30 protein-coding genes and 1 riboswitch are annotated in these 24,444 nt (G+C 68.8%); of the genes, 21 read left to right on the top strand and 9 right to left on the bottom strand.

What is annotated here, in order from left to right:
• Positions 1-60 precede the first annotated feature (60 nt).
• Positions 61-696: a pyridoxamine 5'-phosphate oxidase gene (gene pdxH / locus ACO07H_RS13175; RefSeq protein WP_422014811.1), complete on the top strand. Its 636-nt coding sequence runs from the start codon at positions 61-63 to the stop codon at positions 694-696.
• On the opposite strand, the gene ACO07H_RS13170 is transcribed toward pdxH, so the two are convergent.
• Positions 693-1,175, bottom strand: a complete 483-nt coding sequence (locus tag ACO07H_RS13170; RefSeq protein WP_422014809.1) for a DUF3299 domain-containing protein — start codon at positions 1,173-1,175, stop codon at positions 693-695. The two genes, pdxH and ACO07H_RS13170, sit on opposite strands and share 4 nt — an antisense overlap.
• A 51-nt stretch (positions 1,176-1,226) precedes the next feature.
• Positions 1,227-1,919 carry a helix-turn-helix transcriptional regulator gene (locus ACO07H_RS13165; protein ID WP_422014807.1) on the bottom strand — a complete coding sequence of 231 codons (693 nt, stop codon included), beginning with the start codon at positions 1,917-1,919 and terminating at the stop codon, positions 1,227-1,229.
• 125 nt (positions 1,920-2,044) lie between these two features.
• Here ACO07H_RS13165 and ACO07H_RS13160 point away from each other — a divergent pair, with 125 nt between their 5' ends.
• Entirely contained in the window at positions 2,045-2,473 is a 429-nt protein-coding gene (locus tag ACO07H_RS13160; RefSeq protein ID WP_422014805.1) for a VOC family protein, read from the top strand.
• Here the strand turns inward: ACO07H_RS13160 and ACO07H_RS13155 are convergent.
• Genes ACO07H_RS13155 through msrA form a run of 3 tightly spaced genes read right to left on the bottom strand, consistent with a single transcriptional unit; the run spans position 2,445 to position 4,866 of the window.
• Positions 2,445-3,638: an ABC transporter permease gene (locus tag ACO07H_RS13155; RefSeq protein WP_422014803.1), complete on the bottom strand. Its 1,194-nt coding sequence runs from the start codon at positions 3,636-3,638 to the stop codon at positions 2,445-2,447. The genes ACO07H_RS13160 and ACO07H_RS13155 overlap by 29 nt on opposite strands.
• Positions 3,635-4,330 carry an ABC transporter ATP-binding protein gene (locus tag ACO07H_RS13150; RefSeq protein WP_422014801.1) on the bottom strand — a complete coding sequence of 232 codons (696 nt, stop codon included), beginning with the start codon at positions 4,328-4,330 and terminating at the stop codon, positions 3,635-3,637. Before ACO07H_RS13150 ends, ACO07H_RS13155 begins: the two co-directional genes overlap by 4 nt.
• Positions 4,330-4,866, bottom strand: coding sequence for a peptide-methionine (S)-S-oxide reductase MsrA (gene msrA, locus ACO07H_RS13145; protein WP_422014799.1), 537 nt, complete (start codon positions 4,864-4,866; stop codon positions 4,330-4,332). Before msrA ends, ACO07H_RS13150 begins: the two co-directional genes overlap by 1 nt.
• A 99-nt stretch (positions 4,867-4,965) precedes the next feature.
• Between msrA and ACO07H_RS13140 the strand changes: the two genes are divergently transcribed.
• The gene (locus ACO07H_RS13140; RefSeq protein WP_422014797.1) at positions 4,966-5,757 is read left to right on the top strand and encodes a YdcF family protein; all 792 of its coding nucleotides are present in this window, start codon (positions 4,966-4,968) and stop codon (positions 5,755-5,757) included.
• A 144-nt stretch (positions 5,758-5,901) separates the two neighbouring features.
• On the opposite strand, the gene ubiD is transcribed toward ACO07H_RS13140, so the two are convergent.
• The gene (ubiD, locus tag ACO07H_RS13135; protein WP_422014795.1) at positions 5,902-7,461 is read right to left on the bottom strand and encodes a 4-hydroxy-3-polyprenylbenzoate decarboxylase; all 1,560 of its coding nucleotides are present in this window, start codon (positions 7,459-7,461) and stop codon (positions 5,902-5,904) included.
• A gap of 218 nt (positions 7,462-7,679) precedes the next feature.
• Here ubiD and ACO07H_RS13130 point away from each other — a divergent pair, with 218 nt between their 5' ends.
• From ACO07H_RS13130 to tolA, 18 genes are all read left to right on the top strand, one after another.
• Positions 7,680-8,525 (top strand): transglycosylase SLT domain-containing protein, encoded by an 846-nt coding sequence (locus ACO07H_RS13130; RefSeq protein ID WP_422014793.1) that lies wholly within the window; start codon positions 7,680-7,682, stop codon positions 8,523-8,525.
• 8 nt (positions 8,526-8,533) lie between these two features.
• A riboswitch (ZMP/ZTP riboswitch) is annotated at positions 8,534-8,659 on the top strand.
• A gap of 57 nt (positions 8,660-8,716) precedes the next feature.
• Positions 8,717-9,970: a serine hydroxymethyltransferase gene (gene glyA, locus ACO07H_RS13125; RefSeq protein ID WP_422014791.1), complete on the top strand. Its 1,254-nt coding sequence runs from the start codon at positions 8,717-8,719 to the stop codon at positions 9,968-9,970.
• A 34-nt stretch (positions 9,971-10,004) separates the two neighbouring features.
• Positions 10,005-10,448 carry a transcriptional regulator NrdR gene (nrdR, locus tag ACO07H_RS13120; protein WP_422014789.1) on the top strand — a complete coding sequence of 148 codons (444 nt, stop codon included), beginning with the start codon at positions 10,005-10,007 and terminating at the stop codon, positions 10,446-10,448.
• Between the two features lie 144 nt (positions 10,449-10,592).
• Positions 10,593-11,141 (top strand): GspH/FimT family pseudopilin, encoded by a 549-nt coding sequence (locus ACO07H_RS13115; protein WP_422014787.1) that lies wholly within the window; start codon positions 10,593-10,595, stop codon positions 11,139-11,141.
• A gap of 104 nt (positions 11,142-11,245) precedes the next feature.
• On the top strand, positions 11,246-11,710 hold the full coding sequence (locus ACO07H_RS13110; protein ID WP_422014785.1) for a type IV pilin protein: 465 nt from the start codon (positions 11,246-11,248) through the stop codon (positions 11,708-11,710).
• Entirely contained in the window at positions 11,695-12,324 is a 630-nt protein-coding gene (locus ACO07H_RS13105) for a pilus assembly FimT family protein (protein ID WP_422014783.1), read from the top strand. The genes ACO07H_RS13110 and ACO07H_RS13105 overlap by 16 nt, the downstream gene beginning before the upstream one ends.
• The gene (locus tag ACO07H_RS13100; protein ID WP_422014781.1) at positions 12,318-13,070 is read left to right on the top strand and encodes a PilW family protein; all 753 of its coding nucleotides are present in this window, start codon (positions 12,318-12,320) and stop codon (positions 13,068-13,070) included. The genes ACO07H_RS13105 and ACO07H_RS13100 overlap by 7 nt, the downstream gene beginning before the upstream one ends.
• Positions 13,067-14,374: a pilus assembly PilX family protein gene (locus tag ACO07H_RS13095; protein ID WP_422014779.1), complete on the top strand. Its 1,308-nt coding sequence runs from the start codon at positions 13,067-13,069 to the stop codon at positions 14,372-14,374. The genes ACO07H_RS13100 and ACO07H_RS13095 overlap by 4 nt, the downstream gene beginning before the upstream one ends.
• 15 nt (positions 14,375-14,389) lie before the next feature.
• Positions 14,390-15,691, top strand: coding sequence for a type IV pilus modification PilV family protein (locus tag ACO07H_RS13090; RefSeq protein WP_422014777.1), 1,302 nt, complete (start codon positions 14,390-14,392; stop codon positions 15,689-15,691).
• A 33-nt stretch (positions 15,692-15,724) separates the two neighbouring features.
• Positions 15,725-16,750, top strand: coding sequence for a bifunctional diaminohydroxyphosphoribosylaminopyrimidine deaminase/5-amino-6-(5-phosphoribosylamino)uracil reductase RibD (ribD, locus tag ACO07H_RS13085; RefSeq protein ID WP_422014775.1), 1,026 nt, complete (start codon positions 15,725-15,727; stop codon positions 16,748-16,750).
• 24 nt (positions 16,751-16,774) lie between these two features.
• Complete coding sequence (ribBA, locus tag ACO07H_RS13080; protein ID WP_422014773.1) at positions 16,775-17,875, top strand: bifunctional 3,4-dihydroxy-2-butanone-4-phosphate synthase/GTP cyclohydrolase II; 1,101 nt, start codon at positions 16,775-16,777, stop codon at positions 17,873-17,875.
• 16 nt (positions 17,876-17,891) lie between these two features.
• Positions 17,892-18,365, top strand: a complete 474-nt coding sequence (gene ribH / locus ACO07H_RS13075) for a 6,7-dimethyl-8-ribityllumazine synthase (protein ID WP_422014771.1) — start codon at positions 17,892-17,894, stop codon at positions 18,363-18,365.
• Entirely contained in the window at positions 18,362-18,862 is a 501-nt protein-coding gene (nusB, locus tag ACO07H_RS13070; protein WP_422014769.1) for a transcription antitermination factor NusB, read from the top strand. The genes ribH and nusB overlap by 4 nt, the downstream gene beginning before the upstream one ends.
• 10 nt (positions 18,863-18,872) lie before the next feature.
• A complete protein-coding gene (locus ACO07H_RS13065) occupies positions 18,873-20,060 on the top strand; it encodes a pyridoxal phosphate-dependent aminotransferase (RefSeq protein WP_422014767.1) in 1,188 nt (395 codons plus the stop codon).
• A complete protein-coding gene (ybgC, locus tag ACO07H_RS13060) occupies positions 20,057-20,455 on the top strand; it encodes a tol-pal system-associated acyl-CoA thioesterase (protein WP_422014765.1) in 399 nt (132 codons plus the stop codon). Before ACO07H_RS13065 ends, ybgC begins: the two co-directional genes overlap by 4 nt.
• Positions 20,452-21,129 carry a protein TolQ gene (tolQ, locus tag ACO07H_RS13055; protein WP_422014763.1) on the top strand — a complete coding sequence of 226 codons (678 nt, stop codon included), beginning with the start codon at positions 20,452-20,454 and terminating at the stop codon, positions 21,127-21,129. Before ybgC ends, tolQ begins: the two co-directional genes overlap by 4 nt.
• Positions 21,129-21,563 carry a protein TolR gene (tolR, locus tag ACO07H_RS13050; RefSeq protein WP_422014761.1) on the top strand — a complete coding sequence of 145 codons (435 nt, stop codon included), beginning with the start codon at positions 21,129-21,131 and terminating at the stop codon, positions 21,561-21,563. The genes tolQ and tolR overlap by 1 nt, the downstream gene beginning before the upstream one ends.
• Before the next feature lie 38 nt (positions 21,564-21,601).
• Complete coding sequence (gene tolA, locus ACO07H_RS13045) at positions 21,602-22,447, top strand: cell envelope integrity protein TolA (protein ID WP_422014759.1); 846 nt, start codon at positions 21,602-21,604, stop codon at positions 22,445-22,447.
• On the opposite strand, the gene ACO07H_RS13040 is transcribed toward tolA, so the two are convergent.
• Genes ACO07H_RS13040 through ACO07H_RS13030 form a run of 3 tightly spaced genes read right to left on the bottom strand, consistent with a single transcriptional unit; the run spans position 22,431 to position 24,444 of the window.
• Positions 22,431-22,913: a DoxX family protein gene (locus ACO07H_RS13040; RefSeq protein ID WP_422014757.1), complete on the bottom strand. Its 483-nt coding sequence runs from the start codon at positions 22,911-22,913 to the stop codon at positions 22,431-22,433. The genes tolA and ACO07H_RS13040 overlap by 17 nt on opposite strands.
• A complete protein-coding gene (locus ACO07H_RS13035; protein WP_422014755.1) occupies positions 22,910-23,608 on the bottom strand; it encodes a DNA-binding domain-containing protein in 699 nt (232 codons plus the stop codon). The genes ACO07H_RS13040 and ACO07H_RS13035 overlap by 4 nt, the downstream gene beginning before the upstream one ends.
• Positions 23,605-24,444 (bottom strand): DUF692 domain-containing protein, encoded by an 840-nt coding sequence (locus ACO07H_RS13030; protein WP_422014753.1) that lies wholly within the window; start codon positions 24,442-24,444, stop codon positions 23,605-23,607. Before ACO07H_RS13030 ends, ACO07H_RS13035 begins: the two co-directional genes overlap by 4 nt.

Raw genomic sequence — 24,444 nt, 5'->3', positions numbered from 1 at the left:
AGTGCCCACCCGCTTGAAACTGGGACGTTCACTTAAGGGAAGGTCTGCATACTTCAGCCCATGAGCAAGCTGAGCGAATTCCGGAAAAGTTATGAACTGGGGGAGCTGGACGAATCCGAAGCCACCTCGCAGCCGTTGGCGCTGTTCCAGCGCTGGATGGACGAGGCGATCGCACACGACGTGTCCGAGCCCACGGCGATGACCGTGGCGACGGTCGGCGCGGACGGCCGGCCGTCCACACGCGTCGTGTTGCTCAAGGGCTGCGACGAGTCCGGCATGGTCTGGTTCACCAACTACGAAAGCCGCAAGGGGGAGGAACTGGCGATCAACCCCTTTGCGGCGCTGCAGTTCCACTGGGTAGAGATGGAGCGTGTCGTGCGCATCGAAGGCCGCGTCGAGAAGACCTCGGTGCAGGAATCGGACGACTACTTCAAGAGCCGCCCGCTGGACTCGCGCCTGGGCGCCTGGGCCTCGCCGCAGAGCCACGTCATCAGCTCGCGGGCGGTGCTGGTCGCGAATGCGGCGAAGGCGGCCGTGCAGCATGGCCTGAATCCGCCACGGCCACCGCACTGGGGTGGCTTCCGGCTGGTACCGGACCGCTTCGAGTTCTGGCAGGGCCGCCGCTCGCGGCTGCACGACCGCCTGCGCTACCGGCTCGACGCCGGCGGCTGGCTGCGCGAAAGGCTGGCGCCCTAGTTGACGGCGCTGCCGTCTTCGACGCGGTAGTACAGGCCGTACGGGTCGTCGTTCAGCACGGCCAGCTGGCCTTCGACGACGACCGGCTCCAGCGTGTAGCGCACCGGCTTCTTCGTGCGCACCTCGACAAGGCCCTCGGGGCCGGCCGGCACGCAGAAGGAACAGGTCGTCGGCACCGACGACAGCAGGAAATGCTGCTGCTTGTCGCCCGCCTCCAGCGGCATCATGAAGCCCTGCACCTTCACCGTCTTGCGGTCCAGCGCCTGCACGGCGGCGGGGAAGGTCGGGATGATCTTCTTCTTCTCGGCCCTGGCCGTCACTTGAGACAGCAGCTTCCAGGACACGATGTCCGAGCGTTCCTCCAGCGGCTTGAACGGGCTGCGCGGGTCGTGATAGCCCGGACCCTGGCCGACGCCGGGCGCGGTCTGTGCGAAGACGGCGGTGGTGGCGAGCAGAGCAGCGGCAGCGAAGTACTTCATGGTGGTGGGGCAGTGCAGGCGGCAAGGGCGTCATTGTGACGCCGCCGCATTTCAGGCCTCTGACGGGGATTTGAGCTGCTGCAGGTACTGGCGCAGCAGCGCAGCGCGGCGCGGGCGGAAGGTTTCGCCCAGGTTCTCCACCTGCTGCATGCGCTCCAGCCTGAACATGCGAAAGCCCTGCCGCAGGCGGCACCAGGCCAGCAAGACCAGCAACCGGTCGATGTAGACGAGGCCCAGCGGCCAGATCTTGCGATCGGTGGCCGCGCCGTCGCGATCGACGTAGCGCAGGCCCAGTGCCTCTTCGCGCCAGCAGGCTTCCCGGATCAGCTCGATGTCTGCCGAAGGCGGCGGGCGCTCGCTGAAGCGGTGCACCTGCGACACCGCGTGCTGGATGTGCTGCTGGCCCACCGACGGCAGCGTGGCCACCACCTTCGCCAGCACCGAAGCCGCGGCCTTGGCCAACGCCGGGTCGCCGATGTGTCGCACCTCGGCCAGGCCCAGCACCAGCGCCTCGATCTCCAACCGCGTGAAGGTCTGCGGCGGCAGCGTGCCGTCCTCGATGAGGCAATAGCCCAGGCCGCGTTCGCCGCCGATCTCGGCGCCGGACATGCGCAGGCTTTCGATGTCGCGGTAGATGGAGCGAACCGACACCCCGGTCTCGCGCGCCAGTTGCGCCGCCGTGACGGGCGACGGCAGGGTGCGCAGGGCTTGGAGCAGGCGGAACAGGCGTTCTGGGCGCGACATGGGTCAGGGCGGCAGCTGCCGAAAACTGGCAGGAGAGCTGCCTAGAGTAGCAGCCGTCAACTCATCGCCGGGCGCCCTCCTCTGGGGCGATGAAGACGCTTCCATCCCTTCCAAGAAAGCCACTCATGACCGTTTCCGTCGTTCCCCACATCAACCTGCGCGGGCAGGCGCGCGAAGCCCTGCAGTTCTACCAATCCGTCTTCGGCGGAGAAATCACGGCGATGACCTACCGCGATGCCCACGCCGTGCGCGACCCACAGGACGCCGACCGCGTCATGTGGGGTCAGGTGCGTGCGGCCGACGGCTTCCAGGTGATGGCCTACGACGTGCCCACCGACACCGCCTGGCAGTCAGGCGAGCACGCGTACTTCATCTGCGCCGGCTGCAGCACCGCCGACGAAGCGACATCGCGTTGGGCCAGGCTCAGCGCAGGCGCCAGCATCCTGCAGCCGCTTGTACCGGCGCCGTGGGCGCCGCTCTACGGCATGCTGAAGGACAAGTTCGGCGTGATCTGGGTCGTCAACGTCAGCGCGGCGCCTGCAGCAGCGTCGTGACGTCGAGCCGGTAGGCCCGCCACGCCGGCCAGGCGGCCGACAGCAATGCTAGGCCGCCGGCCAGCAGCGGCACCCCCCATTCGGCGTCGCTGACACCCAGCGGGCCCAGGCGCAGCGACTGCCGCTCGGCGAGCAGCCGCTCCAGCAACGCGACAAGGCCGTGGCCGGCGGCCAACCCCAGCACGGCGGCCAGGCCGGCCAGCAGCAGCGCCTCCAGTGCGATCAGCGCGGCCACGCGCGAGGCCGGCGCGCCCAGCATGCGCAGCATGGCCAGGTCGCCCTGGCGTGCGCGCACCGCGTGCAGCAGCGCCACCCACACCGACAAGCCGGCAGCGGCCAACAGCACGATGCCGAAGCCGCGCAGCACCTCGGTGCCGGCGCCGACGAGCCGCATCAGCCGCGCGGTTTCCAGCGCCGGTGCGGCGGATTGCAGGCCGTCCTGCGCATTCACCCAGCGCGGCAGCATGACGGCGGCCAGCGGGCTGCGGTAGCGCACCAGCGCCAGCGTGATTTCACGCGTCTCGTCCGCCTCGTCATGCAGCTCGCCAGCATGGTGGTCTTCGTGCACGGCCCACACCGACGCCAGGTCGACCAGCACGAGACGGTCCAGCACGCTGCCGGAATCGGCCAGCACACCGACGACCTGGAACTGATGGTCGCCATGCGCCCCCCCTCCCTCGGCCAGGCCGTGGCTGCCGGCGAAACGGTCGCCGACCTTGAGCCCGCTGGTGCGCGCCACCTCGGCGCCCAGCACCGCCTGCATGGGTTTGACCCACATCGAGCCCTGCCCGAGCTTGGCGCCGTAGAGGTCGAGGTAGTCCGGCGTCGTGCCGGCGATGCGGTAGCCGTGGAAGGAGTCGCCCAGTGACAGCGGCACGGCCTGCGCGACGAGCGGCTGCTGCTTCAGCAGGTCTAGCGTCTTGAGCGGAATGTTGCCTGTCGGCGCGTCCAGGTGGAAGACGCCGGCCAGCATGATCTGCATGGGGCTGCCCTTGGCGCCCACGACGAGGTCGATGCTGGCGAGGTCGCGCTTGAGCCCGGCTTCGACCTGCGCACTGGTGCGCAGCACGAAGGTGACGGCCGCGAACCCCAGCGTCAGCAGCAGCAGGTTCAGCGCCGCCGTCAGCGGGTTGGACCACAGATAGCGCCAGGCCAGGCGGATCATGTCCGCCCCTGGGTCGGCGCTGGCGTCGCCCGGTCCGCGGCGGGCTCGCCCAGCACCACCTCGGTCACATTGGTCTGCCGCGCCATCGCGTCGATGACACGGCCGTCATGGCTGGCGATGACCAGCGTGCAGCCCTCGCGTGCCGCAGCGTCCAGCAGCAGCGCAAGCATCTGCGCGGTATGCGCATCGTCAAGGCTCGCGCTGGGTTCATCAGCCAGCAGCAACCGCGGTCGGCGCATCAGCGCACGCGCCAGCGCGACGCGTTGCGCCTGGCCCACGCTGAGCTGGTGGGGCTTGCGGCTTGCAAGTGGCGCAATGCCCAGCGCCATCAGCAGGGCCGTGGCGCGGGCTTCATCGGCACCCTGCCCGGCCGCCAGCGCCGGCAACGCGAGGTTCTCGGCCACCGTCAGCGCGTCGCTCAGATGCAGGCGCTGCGGCACCACGCCCAGCGTCGCGCCGCGCCAGGCGTCCAAAGCGCGCGGGCTCAGTGCGGCGAGCGACATGCCCGCCACCGTCAGCGTGCCCTGCTGCACGCGCAGCAGGCCGGACAGCAGGGCCAGCAACGTCGACTTGCCCGACCCCGAGGCCCCACGCAGCAGCAGATGCTGCCCTGGTGCGAGTTCGAAGTCGGCGTAAGAGATCGCTTCAGGCGCGTCGGCGTAGCGGTAGGTCAGGCCGTGCCAGGCCAGCATCACTTGACCAGGCGCTTGAAGCTGGCCAGGAACTTGTCCACCTTGCCCGCGACGACGAAGGCGCAGTAGCCCTGCTCGGGGTTGCGGGCGTAGTAGTGCTGGTGATAGGCCTCGGCGGGGTGGTAGTTGGCCTCGGGCTGCAGTTCCGTGACGACACGGCCACCGTGGGCCGCGTTGGCTTCGGTGATCACTTCGGCGGCCAGTTGGCGTTGCGCCTCGGTATGCCAGTAGATGCCGGAGCGGTACTGCGTGCCGACATCGGCGCCCTGGCGGTTCAGCGTCGTGGGGTCGTGGATGGTGAAGAAGACTTCCAGCAGTTCGCGCAGCGACACCTCGGCCGGATCGAAATCCAGCCGCACCACTTCGGCAAAGCCGGTGTTGCCGCCGCAGACGGCTTCGTAAGTGGGCGTGGGGCCCTGGCCGTTGCTGTAGCCGTTCTCGACGCGGTGCACGCCGCGCACGCGCTCATAGACCGCCTCCAGACACCAGAAGCAGCCGCCAGCCAGGGTGATGCGTTCGAGATTCGTGTCAGACATGGAAGGCTTTCAATGAGCAACGATTGACGTCCCGACATGGGGGCGCAGGCAGGCCGTCGCAAGGCGTGCGCATTATTGTTGTCGGCGATGATGACCGCCGTGAGCCTGCCCCTCGACTATTCCGGTTTCAAATCCCTGCTGCTGGTCATCGCATTGCCACCCGTGCCGATGCTGTTGCTCGCGGCCTGGGGCGGCTGGCGGCTCAAGCGCGGCAGGTGCTGGGGCGGCTGGGTGCTGGGGGTGTCCTTGCTCGCCACCTGGCTGTCGGCGACCGAGGCGGTGGGCGAACTGCTGAGCCGCTCGATCGGCCCACCGCCCTTGCTGTCCCCGGCGGCCGTCGATGCCCTGAAGGGGCACGGCGACGGTGCCGTGCTGGTGCTGGGCGGCGGCGTGAACCGGCATGTTCCGGAGTTCGGCGCCGGGGCGCCCACCCGCATCACGGCGCGGCGGCTGGCCTATGGCGTGTGGATCGCCCGGCGCAGCGGCTGGCCGCTGGCCTTCACGGGCGGCATCGGCTGGACGGCGACCGAACTGCGGCAGCCCGAGGCGGAGATCGTCTCCCGCGTGGCCGCTGAAGACTACGGCCTGCCGCTGCGTTGGGCCGAAAGCAGTTCGCGCGACACGCGTGAAAACGCGGCCCACACGCTGCCGCTGCTGGCCGCAGCCGGCGTGAAGCAGATCGTGCTGGTCACGCACGAAGCCCACATGCGGCGGGCGATGCGCGCTTTCGAGGCCGAGGCCGCACCGCTGGGCCTGCGCATCCTGCCCGCGCCCACCGGGCTGTTGGACGACGGGCTCACGAGCGTCAGCGACTGGTGTCCGTCGACCGACGGCTTCGAGCGCGTGCGCTACCACGTCTACGAAACGCTGGCCTGGTGGGCCGGCCGCTGAACCGCGCGACCCCATAGAGAAACCCCGCCGGGCTTGACGGCCGGGCGGGGTCGGGTGGCCAGGCCACCTTGGGGCTCCAAGGCCATGTGCCGAGGGGCTCCTGGCGCGCAAAGATTGCGCCAGAGGGTTTGCCTCAAAAGGCCTTCAGACAGTAGGCGAGCCGCCGGGGTTGTTCAAGAAGAGTTGCGCAAACAAGGTCTCGGTACGGGTCTTGACTTCTGGCGGCAGGCTGATGCCTCGGCCCCATTCGCGGCTGGTCTCGCCGGGCCACTTGTTGGTGGCGTCCAGCCCCATCTTGCCGCCCAGCCCGCTGACGGGCGAGGCGAAATCGAGGTAGTCGATGGGCGTGTTGTCCACCAGCGTGGTGTCGCGCACCGGGTCCATTCGCGTCGTGATCGCCCAGATGACCTCCTGCCAGTTGCGCGTGTCGATGTCGTCGTCGACGACGACGATGAACTTGGTGTACATGAACTGGCGCAGGAAGCTCCAGATGCCGAACATCAGCCGCTTGGCGTGGCCCGGGTACGACTTCTTGATGGCAACGATGGCCATGCGGTAACTGCAACCCTCGGGCGGCAGGTAGAAGTCGACGATCTCCGGGAACTGCTTCTGCAGGATGGGCACGAACACTTCGTTCAGCGCCACGCCCAGGATGGCCGGTTCGTCCGGCGGCTTGCCGGTGTAGGTCGAGTGGTAGATCGGCTGCCTGCGCTGCGTCTGGCGGGCGATCTCGAAGACCGGGAACCAGTCCTGCTCGTTGTAATAGCCGGTGTGGTCACCGAAAGGGCCTTCCAGCGCATGCAGATAGCCGCCCTTTTCCTTCAGCGGCACGCCGTGCGCGCTGACGCCGGTGAAGCCGGGTGCCGCGGGCGGGATGTGGCCCTCCAGCACGATCTCGGCCGAGGCCGGTACCTGCAGCGGCTGGCCGTGGCCCACGCCCGCGTTGACCAGCTCCGTGCGCGAACCGCGCAGCAGGCCGGCGAACTGGTACTCCGACAGCGAGTCCGGCACCGGCGTCACGGCGCCCAGGATGGTGGCCGGGTCGGCGCCCAGCGCCACGGCGATGGGGAATGGCTCGCCCGGGTGGGCCAGTGCGAAGTCGCGAAAGTCCAGCGCCCCGCCACGATGCGCCAGCCAGCGCATGATGACTTGGCGAGGGGCGATGACCTGCTGGCGGTAGATGCCGAGGTTCTGGCGGGTGCGTGTCGGCCCCCGGGTGATGACGAGACCCCATGTGATCAGGGGGGCGGCGTCCTCGGGCCAGCAGGTCTGGATGGGCAGGCGGCCGAGGTCGATGTCGCCCCCCTGCAGCACTTCCTCCTGGCTGGCCGCGCGCCGCTGCACGGCGGGCTTCATGTCCCACAACGCCTTGGCCATCTGCAACAGTTTGCCGGCGTCCTTCAGGCCCTTGGGCGGATCGGGCTCCTTGAGGCTGGCCAGCACCCGGCCCACGTCGCGCAAATCGGCCAGAGACTCAGCGCCCATGCCCAATGCAACGCGGCGTGTGGTTCCGAAAAGATTCGTCAACGCAGGGGTGGAAAAGCCGGTCGGCGCCTCGAACAGCAGCGCCGGTCCGCCGGCCCGCAACACGCGGTCGCTGAGCGCCGTCATCTCCAGCACCGGCGAGACGTTTTCACGCACGCGCTTGAGCTCGCCCAGGCCTTCAAGGCCGGCGATGAAGTCGCGGAGATCTCTGTATTTCATAACCAAAAGTAGTTTGGACGTAGCAAAACAGCCTTGACGGGTTATTTTTGCCCCGTAAAATCCGCCGCTTCGGGTTTCCACTGAACCCGCCTCGGCTGGGTCCTCCGGGCGCAGAAGCGCCACAGGCCCAGAGCAATAGCCGGGAAATTATCACCGTCGCCCCGCGCAGACCGCCGCTTGCCGGCAGCCCGCGGCGGGCCGCGACACACAGGAGTCGCATGACGACACGTCAAGACCTCATCAGCCTGGCTCGCCACACGCGGGATTCGGCGTCGCTGTTCGTCCAGGACATCGGCAACGGCCTGCTCGTGGTCAGCCACAACACGCTGGCCCTCGTCGGGCTGACGGTGGTGTCGGTGCTGCTGGTGTTCACGAGCCAGGCGGGCCTGCGGGAGAAGCTGGAATCCGCCACGCTGGGATGGTTGCACGCCCGCCAGGAGGCTCGCGCCGAGGCCGAGGGCAACACCTTGATGGCCTCCGCCGAGCCGGATGCCATCAGCCGTGCCACCGCCACGGATCCCAAGGAACTCAGCCGCCAGCAGGCCGCCGTCGCACATTGGCTGGCGCGCCGCTACAGCGTGGCGCCCGAGCCCGTCAGCCGGCTGGTGCAGGAGTCCTGGGCCGTGGGCCAGCGCGCCAAGGTCGAGCCGACGCTGATCCTGGCCATCATCGCCATCGAGTCGCGATTCAACCCGTTCGCGCAGAGTGCGGTGGGCGCCCAGGGGCTGATGCAGGTCATGACCCGTGTCCACGACGAGAAGTACGAGGCCTTCGGGGGCACGCTGGCCGCGTTTGACCCCGTGACCAACCTGCGCGTGGGCGTGCAGGTGCTCAAGGAGTGCATCCAGCGGGCGGGTGGCCTGGAAGAGGGGCTGCGCTACTACGTGGGCGCCGCCAACCTGGCCGACGACACCGGTTACGCGGCGCGCGTGATGGCGGAGCATGAAATGCTCAAGGCCGTGGCCTCCGGCCGCGTGGTTCCCGCGGGTGCGACGGCGCGCCCGTTGCGCGAGGCGGCATCGGCGCCGTCCGGCGAATCCGCCCAGGTCGCGCTGCTGCGCTGAACTACACTGCCTGTTCACGCGACTGGCGATCAGGGTCACGAGCTGACCCGAGGTGGGCCACCACCGGGGAGCGTGAGGCGGTTGCACTGCATCGACAGCGCAACCGCTGCCAGCCGTTCGCCTGGGCAGCCCCGGACACCACGCCAGCCGTGCGCGCCGGGGATTCATCGCCTGATCATCGGAACATCCGCATGTTTGACCGCACCACCTCCACCCTCGCCCTGGTCGATCCCGATCTCTGGACCGCCGTCCAGAACGAGAACCGCCGCCAGGAAGACCACATCGAGCTGATCGCCAGCGAGAACTACACCTCGCCGGCCGTCATGCAGGCCCAGGGCAGTCAGCTCACGAACAAGTACGCCGAGGGCTACCCCGGCAAGCGCTACTACGGCGGCTGCGAGTACGTGGACGTCGTCGAGCAGCTCGCCATCGACCGGCTGAAGCAGCTCTTCGGCGCCGAGTACGCCAACGTGCAGCCCAACTCCGGCTCCCAGGCCAACCAGGGCGTGTTCTTCGCGCTGCTGCAGCCCGGCGACACCATCATGGGCATGAGCCTGGCCGAAGGCGGCCACCTGACGCACGGCATGCCGCTGAACATGAGCGGCAAGTGGTTCAACGTCATCAGCTACGGCCTGGACGCGAACGAAGCCATCGACTACGACGCGATGGAGGCCCTCGCCCGCGAGAAGAAGCCCAAGCTCATCATCGCCGGCGCGTCCGCCTACTCGCTGCGCATCGACTTCGAACGCTTCGGCCGCATCGCCAAGGAGATCGGCGCCTACTTCATGGTGGACATGGCCCACTACGCCGGCCTGATCGCCGCGGGCGTCTACCCCAACCCGCTGCCGCACGCCGACGTGGTCACGTCCACCACGCACAAAAGCCTGCGCGGCCCGCGCGGCGGCATCATCCTGACGAACAAGGAAGACATCGCCAAGAAGATCAACTCGGCCATCTTCCCCGGCATCCAGGGCGGCCCGCTGATGCACGTCATCGCCGGCAAGGCCGTGGCCTTCAAGGAAGCGCTGACGCCCGAGTTCAAGGCCTACCAGGAACAAGTGGTGAAGAACGCCAAGGTGCTGGCCGACACGCTGATCGAGCGCGGCCTGCGCATCGTCTCCGGCGGCACCGAGAGCCACGTCATGCTCGTGGACCTGCGCCCCAAGAACCTGACCGGCAAGGAAGCCGAGGCCATCCTGGGCGCCGCCCACATGACCTGCAACAAGAACGGCATCCCCAACGACCCGCAAAAGCCCATGGTCACCAGCGGCATCCGCCTGGGCACGCCGGCCATGACGACGCGCGGTTTCAAGGAGGAGCAGGTGCGCGCCACGGCCCACCTGATCGCCGACGTGCTGGACAAGCCGCATGACGAGGCCAACCTGGCCGCGGTGCGCGAGAAGGTCGCCGCGCTGACGGCCGCCTTCCCGGTCTACCGCGGCTGATCCGCAGTTGATCGACGGTTAGTCCGCCCCCGCCGTGCGCTGCCCGTTCTGCTCCCACACCGAAACCCAGGTCTCCGAGACCCGGGAATCGGACGAGGGCGACGTCGTCCGGCGCCGGCGGCGCTGCCTGTCGTGCGACAAGCGGTTCACGACCTACGAGCGGGCCGACATCGCCATGCCCTCCGTCGTCAAGAAGGATGGGCGGCGGGCAGATTTCGACCCTGCCAAGCTCCGGGCCTCCATGCAGCTGGCGTTGCGCAAGCGACCGGTCAGCGTCGAGCAGATCGACGCGGCCATCACCCGCATCGAGGAAAAGCTGCTCGGCAGCGGGGCGCGCGAGATTGCCTCCACGCGGCTGGGGGAGCTTGTCATGCGCGAGCTCAAGCGCATCGACAAGGTCGCCTACGTCCGCTTCGCGTCCGTCTACCGCAGTTTTGAGGACGTCGACGAGTTCCGGCAGTTGATCCGCGAGATCTGATCCGGGTTGACCCCACCCCCTTCGGAGGGATGCGTGGGGGATGCCAGCCGCCCTCCCCCCTCTTCGCCCCGCCTTAAGGGGGAAAGACGCCGCAGGGGCCGCTTCCTAAAGTTCGTTCATCCCCAACGAACCCAGGGAAGCGTCATGAACCGCACCACCTCTGCCCGCCGTGCCCAGCTGGGTTTCACCTTGGTCGAACTGTGCGCCAGCGTTGGCATCGGCGCTGCGTTGCTCGGTCAGGCGGTGCCGGCCATGACCAAGCTGCAGCAGGAGCAGAAGCTTCGCGCCGAGGCCATGTCCCTCGCTTCGGACATTCGCTTCGCCCGTGGTGAAGCCGTCCGGCTGAACAGCGCCGTGTTCGTGCGCGTCAGCGGCCGAGGCGCACAAGCCTGCTACGTGCTTCACACGGGCGCCAAGAACGATTGCGACTGCAGCGGCGGACGGGCCCGGTGCAGCACGTCGTCCAGCCAGATCATCAAGGCCGGCTGGTTGCCGGCGAGCCAGCCGGTGCGGATCAGCAGCAACGTCGAGACCCTGCAGTTTCAGCGTGGCCAGGGGCTGGTCACGCCGACGGGCAGCATCGACCTCAGCCTCGACAATGGTCCGACCGTCCGGCAGGTGATCGCCGTCACCGGCCGCGCCCGCAGCTGCTATGTCAACCAGCGAGTGGCCGGCCTGCCCAAGTGCGTCTGAGCCCCCTCCCTCATTCAGGTGGACTGCCGACCGGCGGCCTCCAGGCAGGGATGAACGGTCGGCCCTCAAGCAGCCCGTCCGGAGCCGCTGCCGAGAATGGCGCCATGCACCACTTTCTCGTCAAACGCAGCCACGGATTCACGCTCGTTGAATTGATGGTGGCGTTGGCGGTGGTCGGCATCCTGGCCGCCGTTGCCTACCCGGCGATGACCTCGCACCTGCAGCGCAGCCGGCGTGCAGATGCCACCGCCCTGCTGACGGCCGTCGTGCAGGCGCAGGAACGCTATCGCTCCAACAACGGAAGCTACGCCGCTGACTTGGGTGACAACGGATTGAAGATTGACGACACCAAGATCACCCCGCACTACCGCTTGAGTCTGGCGGGCGTCGGCGCAACGCCGAGTTTCGTCAGCGGCTACATCGCGACAGCAGAGGCCAAGGAGGGCAGCCCTCAGCGGCAGGACACTGATTGCAGGCAGTTGATCGTCACGTTGGCGGGCGCCCAGTTGGACTACTCCTCAAAGAGCAGTGCCGACCAGGACACGTCGACCAAGTGCTGGCCGCGATGAGCATGAGCCGGCTGCATCAACTCGTCACCACGCGCCGCACTGTCACCCGCGGCGTGACGCTGGTCGAGCTGATGGTGGGCGTCGCCATCCTTGGCGTCATCCTGGCCATGGCGGCACCGTCGATGTCCGACTTCCTGGAGCGGCGACGGGTGATTGCTGCCGCGGGGGAACTCGCCAACCTGATGATGTACGCCAAGTCCGAAGTCAATGCCGTGGGCACGACCAACGGCAAGTTGAACCTCCACATGGAGCCCGACCCCTCGGGGCGCGTCAGCTGTGCCAGCCTCAGCGTGAGGACGAACTTTGATTCGTGCACATGCTACGAACATGCCACCAACAACTGCGCAACCGGAAGTGTCAGCCCGCTGCTGCGCCAGTTCTTTCTGCCCCGTGGCGCCGGTCAGGTGTATTTCGATGCGTCGGCCGATGTCTGGATGGCCGACACCTATGTGGTGACCTTCGGGAGGAACACGTTTTTCTCGGACATCAAGGGGGTGGCGATCACCGTCGTCGGGCCGCGCTCGGGTGCGAGGTTGCGGGTGGAATACAACGATGCCGGGCGGGTGCGGACCTGCTCACCCGGCGGTTCCATGAGCGGGTATCCCTCATGCTGACGCGTGCGTCCATCAGGGCCCAGCGCGGCCTCAGCCTGATCGAGTTGATGGTGGGCATCACGGTCGGCCTGATCGTGACGGCAGGCGCTGCCATGGTCGCCGTGAGCCAGATCAACGAGCACCGTCGCCTGACGCTCGAGACACAGATCCAGCAGGATTTGCGCGTTGCCGCCGACCTGATCCAGCAAGACCTGCGCCGCGCCGGTTTCCGCGGCAACGCGGAGCGCGGTGTGTGGGCGCCGGCGTCCAACGTCGGCAGTCTTCAGGAAACTGCGGTCGCGGATTCAACGCCCAATGCCTACAGGCAACTCCAGGTGTCCGACGGCGCGATCGACCGGGTCATTGCTTACGCCTACGCAAAGACCCAGCCAGATGGCTCGTTCAATACCGGCGCCTCGCCTTTAAGCAACGAGAATTTTGGCGTCCAGTGGCGCAAGGACAAGATGGAACTGCGGCTTCAACTGGGCTACCAGGCGGATGGCAGTCCGAATTGGCAGCCCATCACGGACCCGGCCACGATTGAAATCATCAACTTCGATGTGGAGTCGCTCGCGCAGCCGGACATCAGCCTGGCGGATTTTTGCGATCGCTCCTGCGTCGGACTGACCACCTGCCCCACGCTGCAGGTGCGGGAGATCCGATTCACGATCCGGGGGCAGGCCGTCCACGACAGAAACGTCGTGCGCACCTTGACGGGCACTGAGCGGGTGCGTGCCGACAAGATCGACGGGGCCTGCCCGACATGACCGCGCTGCACCTCTTGCGCCGCCACCGACAGCGCGGTGCCGCGACGCTCGTCATCGTGATGATGCTGTTCCTCGTGATGGCGCTGCTGGCCGCGTATGCCAACCGCTCCCTCATGTTCGAGCAGCGGCTGTCAGGCAGTTACTACCGGGCCAGTGTCTCCCAGGAGGCCGCGGAAGCCGGCATCGACTGGACGCTGGCGCAACTGAACGGCACGGCCATCGATGGCGCCTGCAAGCCCGTCGATGACGGCGGCGAACGCTTCGCGGATCGATATCTGAAGTTCTCGTTGCCTGATCGCGTCATCGGGTCGCTCGGCGCTTCCCCGTCGGGCATCGCATTGGACTGCGCCCGAAACACAGCCATAGACGGTTGGACCTGTCGCTGCCCCGCAGCGGCTGCCTTGGCCGCGCGCGTGCCGCCCGCCCCCATCGCCGGGGCAGGATTGGTGCCCAGCTTCGGCATCGTCATCGCCGGCGGCCAGCGTCCTGGCACACTGAAGATCACCTCCCGCGGTTGCAACGACAGCGTGGTGGATAAATGCTCCGCAGTAGCCACCGAGGCAGGCAACAGCCAGAACTTGCTGGCCGGCAGTTTCTACTACGCCACCGTCGGCCTGGTAGGGGCGGTGCGGACGCCACCGGCGGCACCGCTGACCGTCAAGGGCAACATCAGCATGACGGGAACAGGCCTGGGCCTGCACAACACCGATGCCAAGTCCGCCGGCCTGCTTGTCGTGGCCGGCGGGACCTGGACGACGCCATTCAACGAAAGCCTGCTGGAAAGCGTGCCCGGCACCCCGTCGGTACAGGCGCGCATTGACCATGAGCCCACGCTGGCCGCGGTGGATGCGGATGCATTCAAGATGTTCATGGGTGCAGCAGCTGCCCGCTACAAGCAGCATCCCGCATTGCGGGTGGTCCAGTGCAATGGCGACTGCGCCGGCGCACTTGAAGCCGCCTACAAGGCCGGCAAGCGCATCCTCTGGGTGGACGGCACTCTCACCATCAGCAGCAACAAGGTCCTGGGCAACCCGGACGACCCGATGCTGGTCATCGCCAACGGCGCGGTGCAGTTGTCCGGGCCTTTCCAGCTCAACGGCATGCTGGTCAGCATCGGCGACCTGGACTGGGCCAACAACAGCGGCCTGTCGTCACTGGTCAACGGCATCGTGCTGGTCACCGGCGATCTGCGGACCAACGGCCTCATGCACATTGCCTACCAGCAGAAGATTGCGGATCACCTGCGCAACCGCATGGGCAGCTATGTGCGGGCGCCCGGCGGCTGGATCGACGGCCAATACTGACGACAGGCTGCAAGCGTGAAGCACAACCACCGCCCCGTCATGAAAGCCCAGCGCGGCGTGACGCTGATCGAAGCGCTCGTCGCCTTGCTCGTCATGAGTTTCGGCATGGTGGCGCTGGTGGGGCTGATGAGTAACCTGCGGCGCACCACGGACGTCGCCAAGCAGCGCAGCGACGCGATGCGCATCGCGCAGGCCGACCTCGCCAACCTGAGGGCCTTCTCGCTTCTCACCAAGCCGGCCGGCAGCGCGCCCGGCGTGCAAGACTACGACACGGACATCAGCAATCTCAGCGCCTCGCCGTTCACGCTGCGGGACACCAATGCGACGTTCACGCTGGAAAGAACCGTCACGCCATTGGTCAAGGATCAGTCCGAACCCAAGGCTCAGACGGTGCAGGTCACGGTCCGCTGGACGGATCGCACAGGCCAGGCCGAGCAACTGGTGCTCAACAGCGTAATCGCACGCATCGATCCGGCGTTCTCCGGCGCGCTGGGCATCGCGCCACCGGTGTACGGCCTGCGCTCGCCGGGTAACCGCAATCCGGCCGTGCCGATGAATGCCAAGGACCTGGACGGCAAGGTCAGCGCCTTCCGGCCCGACGCCAATGGCAGCACGGTGTGGGTGTTCAACAACCTGACCGGTGTCGTTGTCGGCAAGTGCTCCATCCCGGTGAACACGGTGATCACGGCGGCCGACGTCGACTCCTGCAGCAACAACACGGTCGGATACCTGATCAGCGGCACGGTGCGCTTTTCCACCGGCGCCACCGCCAACCCCAGCGCGCCTGACACGATGGCCATGCCGCTGGGTGTCTACATGGCACTGACGCCCAGCGAGTTCAAGGTCAGGGATCGATCCGGCGCCCTGGTTCTGGCGCCCGGCGGCGCGTACTCGGTCTCGCCGCCCTACGAGTGCTTCAGCGACGCCCCGCTGAGCGCCAGCGCGACGCAATCCTTCGTCAACTACAACTGCATCGTCTATCCCAACAGCCAGACGCCGCGGAACTGGTGGGGTCGTGTGCTGCTGAACGGGCTGGATGTCGGCACCTCGGCGGCCCAGTTCAAGGTGTGCCGATACAGCGCGGACTACAACGGCAACGGCTACACCTACCAGCAGATCGTCAACGGCACCGTGACCACGTTCAAGATCGACAACGAGGAACATCCAGACATTTATCGCGGCGTGAGCTACTCACTGACGCGGCAGAACTTCCTGGTCGTCCGCGGCGACGTGGCCTGCCCGGCAGCACCCGCGGTCGACCCCGCCGCCGGCGTCTTCCTCGACTACTCGACGTTGCAGCTCCAGCCCACACCGTGAGCCTCGGGGCTTGCTGCTGGCTAGACTGCCGGCATGCCCGACATTCCCGCAGCGCTGCAACGCGCCCTGGCCCTGGCCGAGCAGGCCATCGGCCACACCGACCCCAACCCTCGGGTCGGCTGCGTGCTCCTCGCGCCGGACGGCCGTGAACTCGGCGCCGGCCACACGCAGGCCGCCGGCCAGGCGCATGCCGAAATCATGGCGTTGCGCAACGCCGCCGCGCGCGGGCACGACGTGCGCGGCGCCACGGCCATCGTCACGCTGGAGCCCTGCTCCCACCATGGCCGCACCCCGCCCTGCTGCGACGCGCTGATCGCCGCTGGCATCGCCCGCGTCGTGGTCGCCGTTGAAGACCCCAACCCGCAAGTCGCCGGCCGGGGCCTGTCCCGCCTGCGGGCGGCGGGCATCGCGGTCGAACTGGCCGATGGCGCCATCGCCGATGCGGCGCGCGAGCTCAACATCGGCTTCTTCTCGCGCATGCAGCGCGGCCGCCCGTTCGTGCGGCTGAAGTCCGCCATCTCGCTGGACGGCCGCAGCGCGCTGCCCGACGGTCGCAGCCAGTGGATCACCGGCGAAGCCGCCCGCGCGGACGGCCACGCCTGGCGTCGCCGCGCCGGCGCCGTGCTGACCGGCATCGGCACCGTGCTGGCCGACGACCCACGTCTGGACGTGCGCCTCGTGCCCACGGCGACGCAGCCGCTGCGCCTGGTGCTGGACCCGCAGGGCCGCATGCCCGCCTCGGCGCGCATCCTGCTGCCGCCCGGCGACGCCCGCGTCATCGGCCCGGGCCGCGCCGACTTGCCCGCGCTGCTGGCCCAGCTCGGCGCGCAAGGCGTCAACGAGCTGCATGTCGAAGCCGGCCCGACGCTGTCCGGCGCGTTGCTGGACGCCGGCCTGGTCGACGAACTGCTGGTCTACCAGGCGCCGATGCTGGTCGGCGCGGGCCGCCCGCTCGCCACGCTGGCGCCGCTGGCGGACCTGGGCGAAGCCCGGCGCTGGCGCCTTGTGGAAGCCACACCGATTGGCCCTGATCTGCGCCTGCGGCTGCGGGCCACCTAGGGTCGCCACCTACAATCGACGGCTATGCCCATTTCCCCCATTCCCGAGCTGGTGGCCGAGCTGGCGGCAGGCCGCATGGTCATCCTGGTGGACGAAGAGGACCGCGAGAACGAAGGCGATCTCGTCTTCGCCGCCGACCTGGTCACGCCGGAGGCCATCAACTTCATGGCCAGGCACGGCCGTGGCCTGATCTGCCTGACGCTGCCGCGCGAGCATTGCGAGCGCCTGCAGCTGCCGCCGATGACCCGGCGCAACGGCACGCAGCACGGCACGGCCTTCACCGTGTCCATCGAGGCGGCCACCGGCGTCACGACCGGCATCTCCGCCGCCGACCGCGCCCGCACCGTGCAGGCCGCCGTCGCCGCGGACGCCAAGGCCAGCGACCTCGTCCAGCCGGGCCACATCTTCCCGCTGCAGGCGCAGGACGGCGGCGTGCTGATGCGCGCCGGGCACACCGAGGCCGGCTGCGACCTGGCCCGCATGGCCGGCCTGTCGGCCACGTCGGTGATCTGCGAGATCATGAAGGACGACGGCACCATGGCCCGGCTGCCGGACCTGGAGATCTTCGCCAAGGAGCACGGCCTGAAGATCGGCACCATCGCCGACCTCATCGAGTACCGCAGCCGCCACGAGAGCCTCATCACCCGCGTCATCCAGCGCCGGTTGAACACGGCGCAGGGCGAGTTCGATTGCCAGGTCTTCACCGACCGCACCGGCGGCACCCACCTGGCCCTCAGCCATGGTCAGTGGACGACGGCGGACGACGTGCTGGTGCGCGTGCACGAGCCGCTGTCGGTCATGGACCTGCTCGAAGCCGGCTCCTGCGGCCATTCCTGGGGCCTGCCTGCGGCGCTGGCGGCCATCCAGGCCAGCCCGGCCGGCGTGGCGGTGCTGCTGAACTGCGGCGACGACGCGGCCGGCCTGCTGGCCCGACTGCAACCCGACAACGTGGCCGCGCCGACGAGCAGGGGCGCCATGGACCTGCGCACCTATGGCGTCGGCGCGCAGATCCTGAAGGCGCTGGGCGTGAACCGCATGCGGCTGCTGGGCAGCCCGCGCCGCATGCCGAGCATGACCGGCTATGGTCTGGAAGTGACCGGCTTTCTCGCTCCCCCCAACTGCTGACACCCCGAGGCCCGCGATGCAAGACTCCGAACAAGGCCGGCCCGGCTTCGAGGGCGCTCTGGACGGCCGCGAGCTGACGGTCGCGCTCGTCCAGGCGCGTTTCAACGACGCCATCACCTCCGCGCTGGCCAGCGCCTGCCTGGCCGAGCTGTCGGTGCTGGGCGTGCCGGCCGAGGCCATCCGCCACGTCACCGTGCCCGGCGCGCTCGAAGTGCCGCTGGCGCTGCAGGCGCTGGCCGAGACGAACAACTACGACGCGCTGATCGCGCTGGGCTGCGTCATCCGCGGCGAGACCTACCACTTCGAGCTGGTCGCCAACGAGAGCGGTGCGGCCGTCACGCGCGTCGGCCTGGACCATGGCGTCCCGATCGCCAATGCGATCCTCACCGTCGAGAACGAGACCCAGGCCTGGGCCCGTGCCGAGCCCAAGGGCCGCGACGCCGCCCGCGTCGCGGTCGAGATGGCCAACCTGTTGAAAGAGATCGAGTGAACGACCCCAAGACCGCACCCAAGACGGCCGCCCATCCTGCCGGCAAGCCGCCCGCCAAGAAGGCACCCGCCAAGTCGGCCCGCCGCCGCTCGCGCGAAGCCGCGCTGCAAGGCCTCTACCAGTGGCTGCTGACCGGCGAGGACATCGGCGCCATCGTCGCGCTGGGCCGCGAGCAGGACGGCTACGCCAAGCTCGACGTCAAGCACTACGACGCGCTGCTGGGCGGCTGCATGCACGAGGCGGCTGACCTGGACGCCATCCTGTCGCGCCACGTGGATCGCAAGACCACCGAGCTGTCGCCCATCGAGCACGCCATCCTGATGATCGGCGCCTACGAGCTCAAGCACTGCGTGGACATCCCCTACCGCGTCGCCATCAACGAGGCTGTCGAGCTGGCCAAGTCCTTCGGCGGCACCGACGGCCACAAGTACGTCAACGGCGTGCTGGACCGCGCGGCCGGCGACTTGCGGCCCGCCGAGGTCGCAGCTAAGCGCTGATGCACCGCTGATGAAACTGGCCGCGCGGCTCGACCGCATCGAGCCCTTCTACGTGATGGAGCTGGGCAAGGCGGCGCAGCGCATCGCCGCCGGTCCGCTGTGCGATCCGGCCCGCGGCGGCCGGCGCATGATCCTGCTCAACATCGGCGAGCCCGACTTCGGTGCCGCGCCGCGCGTGCGCGAAGCCGCCGCGGCTGCCCTCGTCAACACGCCGTACACGCCGGCCCTGGGCCTGCCCGCGCTGCGCGAGGCGATCTCGCGCTGGTATGCCCAGCGCTTCGGCCTGGCCATCGCGCCCGAGCGCATCGCCATCACCGCGGGGGCGTCGGCCGGCCTGCAGCTCGCCTGCCTGGCGCTCTTCGAGCGCGGCGACGAGGTGCTGATGCCGGACCCCTGCTACCCCTGCAACCGCCATTTCGTGACGACGGCCGATGCCACGCCGCGCCTGCTGCCCACCGGCGCGGCCGAGCGCTTCCAGCTGGCGCCCCAGCAGGTGCGCGATGCGTGGACGCCCGCCTCGCGCGGCGTGCTGCTGGCCTCCCCCAGCAACCCCACCGGCACGTCCATCGCGCCCGAGGCGCTGCGCGACATCGCCGGCTTTGTGCGGGAACGCGGCGGCGTGACGGTGGTGGACGAGATCTACCTGCCGCTGAGCTACGACGAGCGTTTCGGCCACAGCGCGCTGGGGTTGCCTGGCGGGTTGGGCGACGACGTCGTCACCGTCAACAGCTTCTCCAAGTATTTCGGCATGACCGGCTGGCGGCTGGGCTGGCTGGTGCTGCCGCCCGAGCTGGTGCCGGCCATCGAGCGGCTGGCGCAGAACCACTACATCTGCGCCTCCACCATCGCGCAGCAGGCGGCGCTGGCCTGCTTCGAGCCCGCATCCATCGCCGAGTTCGAACGCCGCCGTGCCGTGCTGCGCGAGCGCCGCGACTTCATCGTGCCGGCGTTGAACGAGCTCGGGCTGACCGTGCCGGTCGCACCCGACGGCGCGTTCTATGCCTGGATGGACGTGAGCCGCCACCACGCCGACAGCTGGGCCTTCGCCCACGAACTGCTGGAAAGCGCGCAGGTGGCGCTGACACCGGGCCGCGACTTCGGCCTGGCCGACCCGCAGCGCTGGATGCGCCTGTCGTTCGCCTCGTCCATGGACGACCTGCAGGAAGCCGTGCGCCGGCTGCGCGAGGTGCTGGGATGAGCACGTTCGAATTCCCCGTGCGCGTCTACTGGGAGGACACCGACGCCGGCGGCATCGTCTTCTACGCCAACTACCTCAAGTTCTTCGAGCGCGCCCGCACCGAGTGGCTGCGCGCGGCGGGCGTGGAGCAGCAGGCGTTGCGCGAGCAGACCGGTGTCATGTTCGTCGTCGCCGCCACCAGCCTGCGTTATCTTGCGCCGGCCCGGCTGGACGACCTGCTGACCATCACCGTGGAGCCGCAACCCGCCGGCCGTGCCAGCCTCGTCGTGCGCCAGCGCGCGCTGCGGGGCGACACGCTGCTGGCCGAAGGCGAGATCCGCATCGGCTGCGTGCGCGCCGACGACCTCAAACCCCAACGCCTGCCCGACCCGGTCGTGGCAGCGATCACCGCATGAACCAAGACCTCTCCATCGTCTCCCTGATCCTGCATGCCAGCTTCGCGGTGCAGCTCGTCATCGCCGGGCTGCTGCTCGTGTCGCTGGCGAGCTGGAGCGTCATCTTCGGCAAGCTCATCGGCCTGGGGCAGATCAAGCGCCGCAACGACGCCTTCGAGGCCGAGTTCTGGAGCGGCAAGAACCTCAACGACCTGTACCAGGCCGTCGGCAACCGCACCGATGGCGCGCCGCTGGAGCGCATCTTCGCGTCCGGCATGCGCGAGTTCATGAAGCTGCGCGACAAGCGCGTGACCGATGCCGGCGCGCTGCTCGAAGCCGCCCGCCGCGCGATGCGTGCGAGTTTCCACCGCGAGCTGGACGCGATGGAGAGCAACCTGTCCTTCCTCGCGTCGGTCGGCTCGGTGTCGCCCTACGTGGGCCTGTTCGGCACCATCTGGGGGATCATGCATGCCTTCGTGGGCCTGTCCAACCTGACCCAGGTGACGCTGGCCACCGTGGCGCCGGGCATCGCCGAAGCGCTGGTCGCGACCGCCATCGGCCTGTTCGCGGCCATCCCGGCCGTGCTGGCCTACAACCGCTTCGCCCGCCAGATCGACCGCAGCGCGATCACGCTGGAGACCTTCATCGAGGAGTTCTCCAACATCTTGCAACGCAACGCGACGACGCAGCACTGATGGCGGCCATCTCCTCCCGTGGCGGCCGCCGGCGCCGCACGATGAACGAGATCAACATGGTGCCGTTCATCGACGTCATGCTGGTGCTGCTCATCATCTTCATGGTCAGCGCACCGCTGATCACGACCGGCATGGTCGACCTGCCCAGCGTGGGCAAAAGCCGCCAGCAGCCCGAGCACGTCATTCAGGTCATCGTCGGCACCGACGAAAAGCTCACGATCAAGGTCGACCAGCTGGAGCCCGAGTCCATCCCGGCGAACCGGTTGGCCGAGCGCGTCAAGAAGGCGCAGGGCAAGGACGCGACCAGCCCGGTCGTCATCTCGGCGGACAAGGCCGTCAAGTACGAGGCCGTCGTGCAAGTCATGGACGTGCTGCAGCGCGCCGGCATCCAGCGCGTGGGCCTGGCGGTGAAGAGCGGCGCCTCCGGCAACTGATGAGCACGGCAACGCTGCGCCCGCCAGAAGCCGCGAGCATGGGCCGCGGCCTGGCGTTCGCGTTGCTGGCCCACGGCCTGCTGCTCCTCGCGCTCAGCTACGGCGTCAACTGGCACAGCGACTCGTCGCCGGCCTTCGAGGCCGAGCTGTGGTCGTCCGTGCCGCAGGTGGCCGCGCCGCGCGAGGAAGCGCCGCCCGAGCCGCAGCCCGAGGCGCCCAAGCCCGACCTGCAGGCCCAGCAGCGCGCCGCCGAAGAAGCCGCTGCCGAGCAGCAGCAGCAGCAGCGCGAGGCCGACATCGCCATCGCCAAGGAAAAAAAGCGCAAGGAAGACAAGGCCCGCGAAGACGCCGCCCGGCAGGAGCGCCTGGAACGGCAGGAACGGGAAAAGGCGGCCAAGGACAAAGAAGCCAGGGACAAGGCCGCGAAAGACAAGGCAGACAAGGAAGAGCAGGACCGCAAGAAGGTCAAGGCGGCCAAGGATGCGAAAGAGGCGAAGGAAGCCAAGGACGCCGACGCCCGCCGCGAGGCGCAGCGCCAGGAGAACCTGCGCCGCATCCAGGGCATGGCCGGCGGCACGCCCGGTTCGACCGGCGCGGCCGCGCAGAGCGCCGCGCCGTCGGCCGGCTGGGTGGGCCGCGTGAAGGGCAAGATCCGCCCGCTGATCATCTATTCGGACGATGGCGCCGCCAACCCGACCGCGGAAGTGCAGGTGGCGCTGGCACCTGACGGCCGCATCCTCGGCAGCAAGGTCATCAAGGCCAGCGGCGATGCCGACTGGGACCGCGCCGTGCTGCGCGCCGTCGAGAAGGCCGAGATGCTGCCGCGCGACACCGACGGCCGCGTGCCGCCGGTCATCATCCTGAACTTCAGACCGCGCGAATGAACCGGTCGGCCGACCAGCGGCCGGCACCCCACAGCGCGATCATCAGCGCCAGCACGCCCCACAGCGTGTGCTGCGCCTGGGCGGCGGGCGAGAAGTCGTCGGCCATCAGCGACAGCGCCGCCATCAGGTTGACGACGAACAGGCCCGCGCCGGCAAACCGCCCGGCCAGGCCCAGCACCAGCAGCACCGGCAGCACCAGCTCGCCGGCCGTGCCCAGGTAGGCGGCCAGCGTGGGCGGCAGCAGCGGCACCTGGTAGACGTCGTTGAACAAGGCCAGCGTGGACGACCAGTCGTGCAGCTTGGTCAGGCCCGACTTGAAGAAGATGTGGGCCACGTACAACCGTGCGGCCAGCAGCGCCAGCGATTGCAGGTGGCTGACGGCCATGTCCAGCGGTGCCGGCAGGCGCGTGGGCGGCAGGCCCGGGTCGGTGCAGGTGCGCAGCGCGGCGCGGAGGAAGGCATTCATGGCGTCGGGGTCCCGTGCGTTGGCGTTGACCTGACCGCATGCAGCCAGGCGTTGTGCAGCGCGGCTTGCAGCCAGGCGCCGAAGTCGAAGTCGGGTTCGGGCGCAGAACCTTTCACTTCGGCGGCTTCGAGCGCCGCGGCGAGGCTCGCGCCGGCCAGCACGGCCGCCAAGAATGCCGCCTCGCCGGCCGACAGGCCCTGCGATTCACCGCGCCAGCCACGGCGCCAGACCAGCACCGGGCCGCTGTGCTGCGCCAGCAAGGCCACGCCGGGTCGTAGTCGCAGCCACAGCGCCTCGGGTGGCGTCGTGCCCATGAGGTTCAGCGACTCGGCATCGAGCTCAACGTCTTCCGCCCGCTCCGCCCGCTGCAGCGCCCAGTCCAGCCGCGCCAGGTCCGGCAGGCCGGACGCCTCGCCCGCGCGTTCGATCAGGAAGGCTTCGAGTTTGCCACCCCACTCGCCGAGGTCGCCATGCACGGGCGGGCACGCGCGCCAGAACGTCCAGGCCAGCGACGCGAAGTCGTCCTCGCCGAGTGCCGCGTGCACGCGCTCGAAAGTCTCGGCCAGCGCCCGGGCCGACAGCGCCTGGAGGTTGTGGCGATAGGCAGCCAGGCCGCGCCCGCTGGCAGCCAGTTCCGGCGGCGGCTCGCCGCGGCCCAGCAAGGCATCGACGAGGGCTTGTTGCCGGGCCTTCATGTGCACACCGCCCTCGCCCGCCCGGCCTCGGCCAGCAGCACGTCCAGCGCGGGCACGTCCGTGTCCCATTCGATCAGCGTCGGCAGCGGACCCAGGCGGCGGATCGTATGGGCGTACACCTGCCAGACGGCCTCGCGCACGCGGCTGCCGTGGTCGTCGATGACCAGGCCGTCCGCGCGTTCACAGTGCCCGGCGAGGTGGATCTCGCCGACGCTGCCGGGGCGGACGGCATCCACCCAGCGCATCGCGGCCTGCACGGCAGCGTCTGGCGCCAGGCCGTCGTTGCGCGCATTGACAAAGAGGTTGTTGACGTCCAGCAGCAGCCCGCAGCCGCTGCGCTGCGTCAGTGCGTTGAAGAACTCGGGTTCGGCCCAGGTGCCGCCGCCCCAGCCCACGTAGGCGCTGATGTTCTCGACCAGCATGGGGCGGCCCAGGCGAGACTGCACCTGCTCGACGTGCCGCGCCATCACGGCCAGCGATTCGTCGTCGAAGGCAATGGGCAGCAGGTCGGCCGCATGCAGGCCCGAGCCCACGCGTGCGAAGCAGGCATGGTCAGACACCCATGCCGGCTGCACGCGCTGCACCAGGCGCGCGAGGCGCTCCAAGTGCCGCTCGTCCAGCCCGGCGGCCGAGCCCAGGCCCAGGCCCACGCCGTGCAGGCTGACGGGATAGGCGGCGCGGCCGGCGTCCAGCACGGCGAGCGTGATGCCGCCGTCGGCGAAGAAGTTCTCCGAATGGACCTCGATGAAGTCCAGCGCCGGCCGCTGTTCGAGCAGGCTCTCGTAATGGGCGTGGCGCCAGCCGATGCCCACGCACGGGGCCGGGTTCGATGTCAA

This window comes from Roseateles sp. (assembly GCF_965229315.1).
Classification (GTDB): domain Bacteria; phylum Pseudomonadota; class Gammaproteobacteria; order Burkholderiales; family Burkholderiaceae_C; genus Pelomonas.
The sequence above is the reverse complement of the archived record's forward strand: the minus strand, read 5'-3'. Positions and strand labels throughout refer to the sequence as shown.

Excerpts from the sequence above, each read along its gene's own strand:
- pdxH (WP_422014811.1), top strand. The coding sequence starts at position 61 with ATGAGCAAGCTGAGCGAATTCCGGAAAAGTTATGAACTGGGGGAGCTG.
- ACO07H_RS13170 (WP_422014809.1), bottom strand. The coding sequence starts at position 1,175 with ATGAAGTACTTCGCTGCCGCTGCTCTGCTCGCCACCACCGCCGTCTTC.
- ACO07H_RS13165 (WP_422014807.1), bottom strand. The coding sequence starts at position 1,919 with ATGTCGCGCCCAGAACGCCTGTTCCGCCTGCTCCAAGCCCTGCGCACC.
- ACO07H_RS13160 (WP_422014805.1), top strand. The coding sequence starts at position 2,045 with ATGACCGTTTCCGTCGTTCCCCACATCAACCTGCGCGGGCAGGCGCGC.
- ACO07H_RS13155 (WP_422014803.1), bottom strand. The coding sequence starts at position 3,638 with ATGATCCGCCTGGCCTGGCGCTATCTGTGGTCCAACCCGCTGACGGCG.
- ACO07H_RS13150 (WP_422014801.1), bottom strand. The coding sequence starts at position 4,330 with ATGCTGGCCTGGCACGGCCTGACCTACCGCTACGCCGACGCGCCTGAA.
- msrA (WP_422014799.1), bottom strand. The coding sequence starts at position 4,866 with ATGTCTGACACGAATCTCGAACGCATCACCCTGGCTGGCGGCTGCTTC.
- ubiD (WP_422014795.1), bottom strand. The coding sequence starts at position 7,461 with ATGAAATACAGAGATCTCCGCGACTTCATCGCCGGCCTTGAAGGCCTG.
- ACO07H_RS13130 (WP_422014793.1), top strand. The coding sequence starts at position 7,680 with ATGACGACACGTCAAGACCTCATCAGCCTGGCTCGCCACACGCGGGAT.
- glyA (WP_422014791.1), top strand. The coding sequence starts at position 8,717 with ATGTTTGACCGCACCACCTCCACCCTCGCCCTGGTCGATCCCGATCTC.
- ACO07H_RS13115 (WP_422014787.1), top strand. The coding sequence starts at position 10,593 with ATGAACCGCACCACCTCTGCCCGCCGTGCCCAGCTGGGTTTCACCTTG.
- ACO07H_RS13110 (WP_422014785.1), top strand. The coding sequence starts at position 11,246 with ATGCACCACTTTCTCGTCAAACGCAGCCACGGATTCACGCTCGTTGAA.
- ACO07H_RS13100 (WP_422014781.1), top strand. The coding sequence starts at position 12,318 with ATGCTGACGCGTGCGTCCATCAGGGCCCAGCGCGGCCTCAGCCTGATC.
- ACO07H_RS13095 (WP_422014779.1), top strand. The coding sequence starts at position 13,067 with ATGACCGCGCTGCACCTCTTGCGCCGCCACCGACAGCGCGGTGCCGCG.
- ribD (WP_422014775.1), top strand. The coding sequence starts at position 15,725 with ATGCCCGACATTCCCGCAGCGCTGCAACGCGCCCTGGCCCTGGCCGAG.
- ribBA (WP_422014773.1), top strand. The coding sequence starts at position 16,775 with ATGCCCATTTCCCCCATTCCCGAGCTGGTGGCCGAGCTGGCGGCAGGC.
- ribH (WP_422014771.1), top strand. The coding sequence starts at position 17,892 with ATGCAAGACTCCGAACAAGGCCGGCCCGGCTTCGAGGGCGCTCTGGAC.
- ACO07H_RS13065 (WP_422014767.1), top strand. The coding sequence starts at position 18,873 with ATGAAACTGGCCGCGCGGCTCGACCGCATCGAGCCCTTCTACGTGATG.
- ybgC (WP_422014765.1), top strand. The coding sequence starts at position 20,057 with ATGAGCACGTTCGAATTCCCCGTGCGCGTCTACTGGGAGGACACCGAC.
- tolQ (WP_422014763.1), top strand. The coding sequence starts at position 20,452 with ATGAACCAAGACCTCTCCATCGTCTCCCTGATCCTGCATGCCAGCTTC.
- tolR (WP_422014761.1), top strand. The coding sequence starts at position 21,129 with ATGGCGGCCATCTCCTCCCGTGGCGGCCGCCGGCGCCGCACGATGAAC.
- tolA (WP_422014759.1), top strand. The coding sequence starts at position 21,602 with ATGGGCCGCGGCCTGGCGTTCGCGTTGCTGGCCCACGGCCTGCTGCTC.
- ACO07H_RS13040 (WP_422014757.1), bottom strand. The coding sequence starts at position 22,913 with ATGAATGCCTTCCTCCGCGCCGCGCTGCGCACCTGCACCGACCCGGGC.
- ACO07H_RS13035 (WP_422014755.1), bottom strand. The coding sequence starts at position 23,608 with ATGAAGGCCCGGCAACAAGCCCTCGTCGATGCCTTGCTGGGCCGCGGC.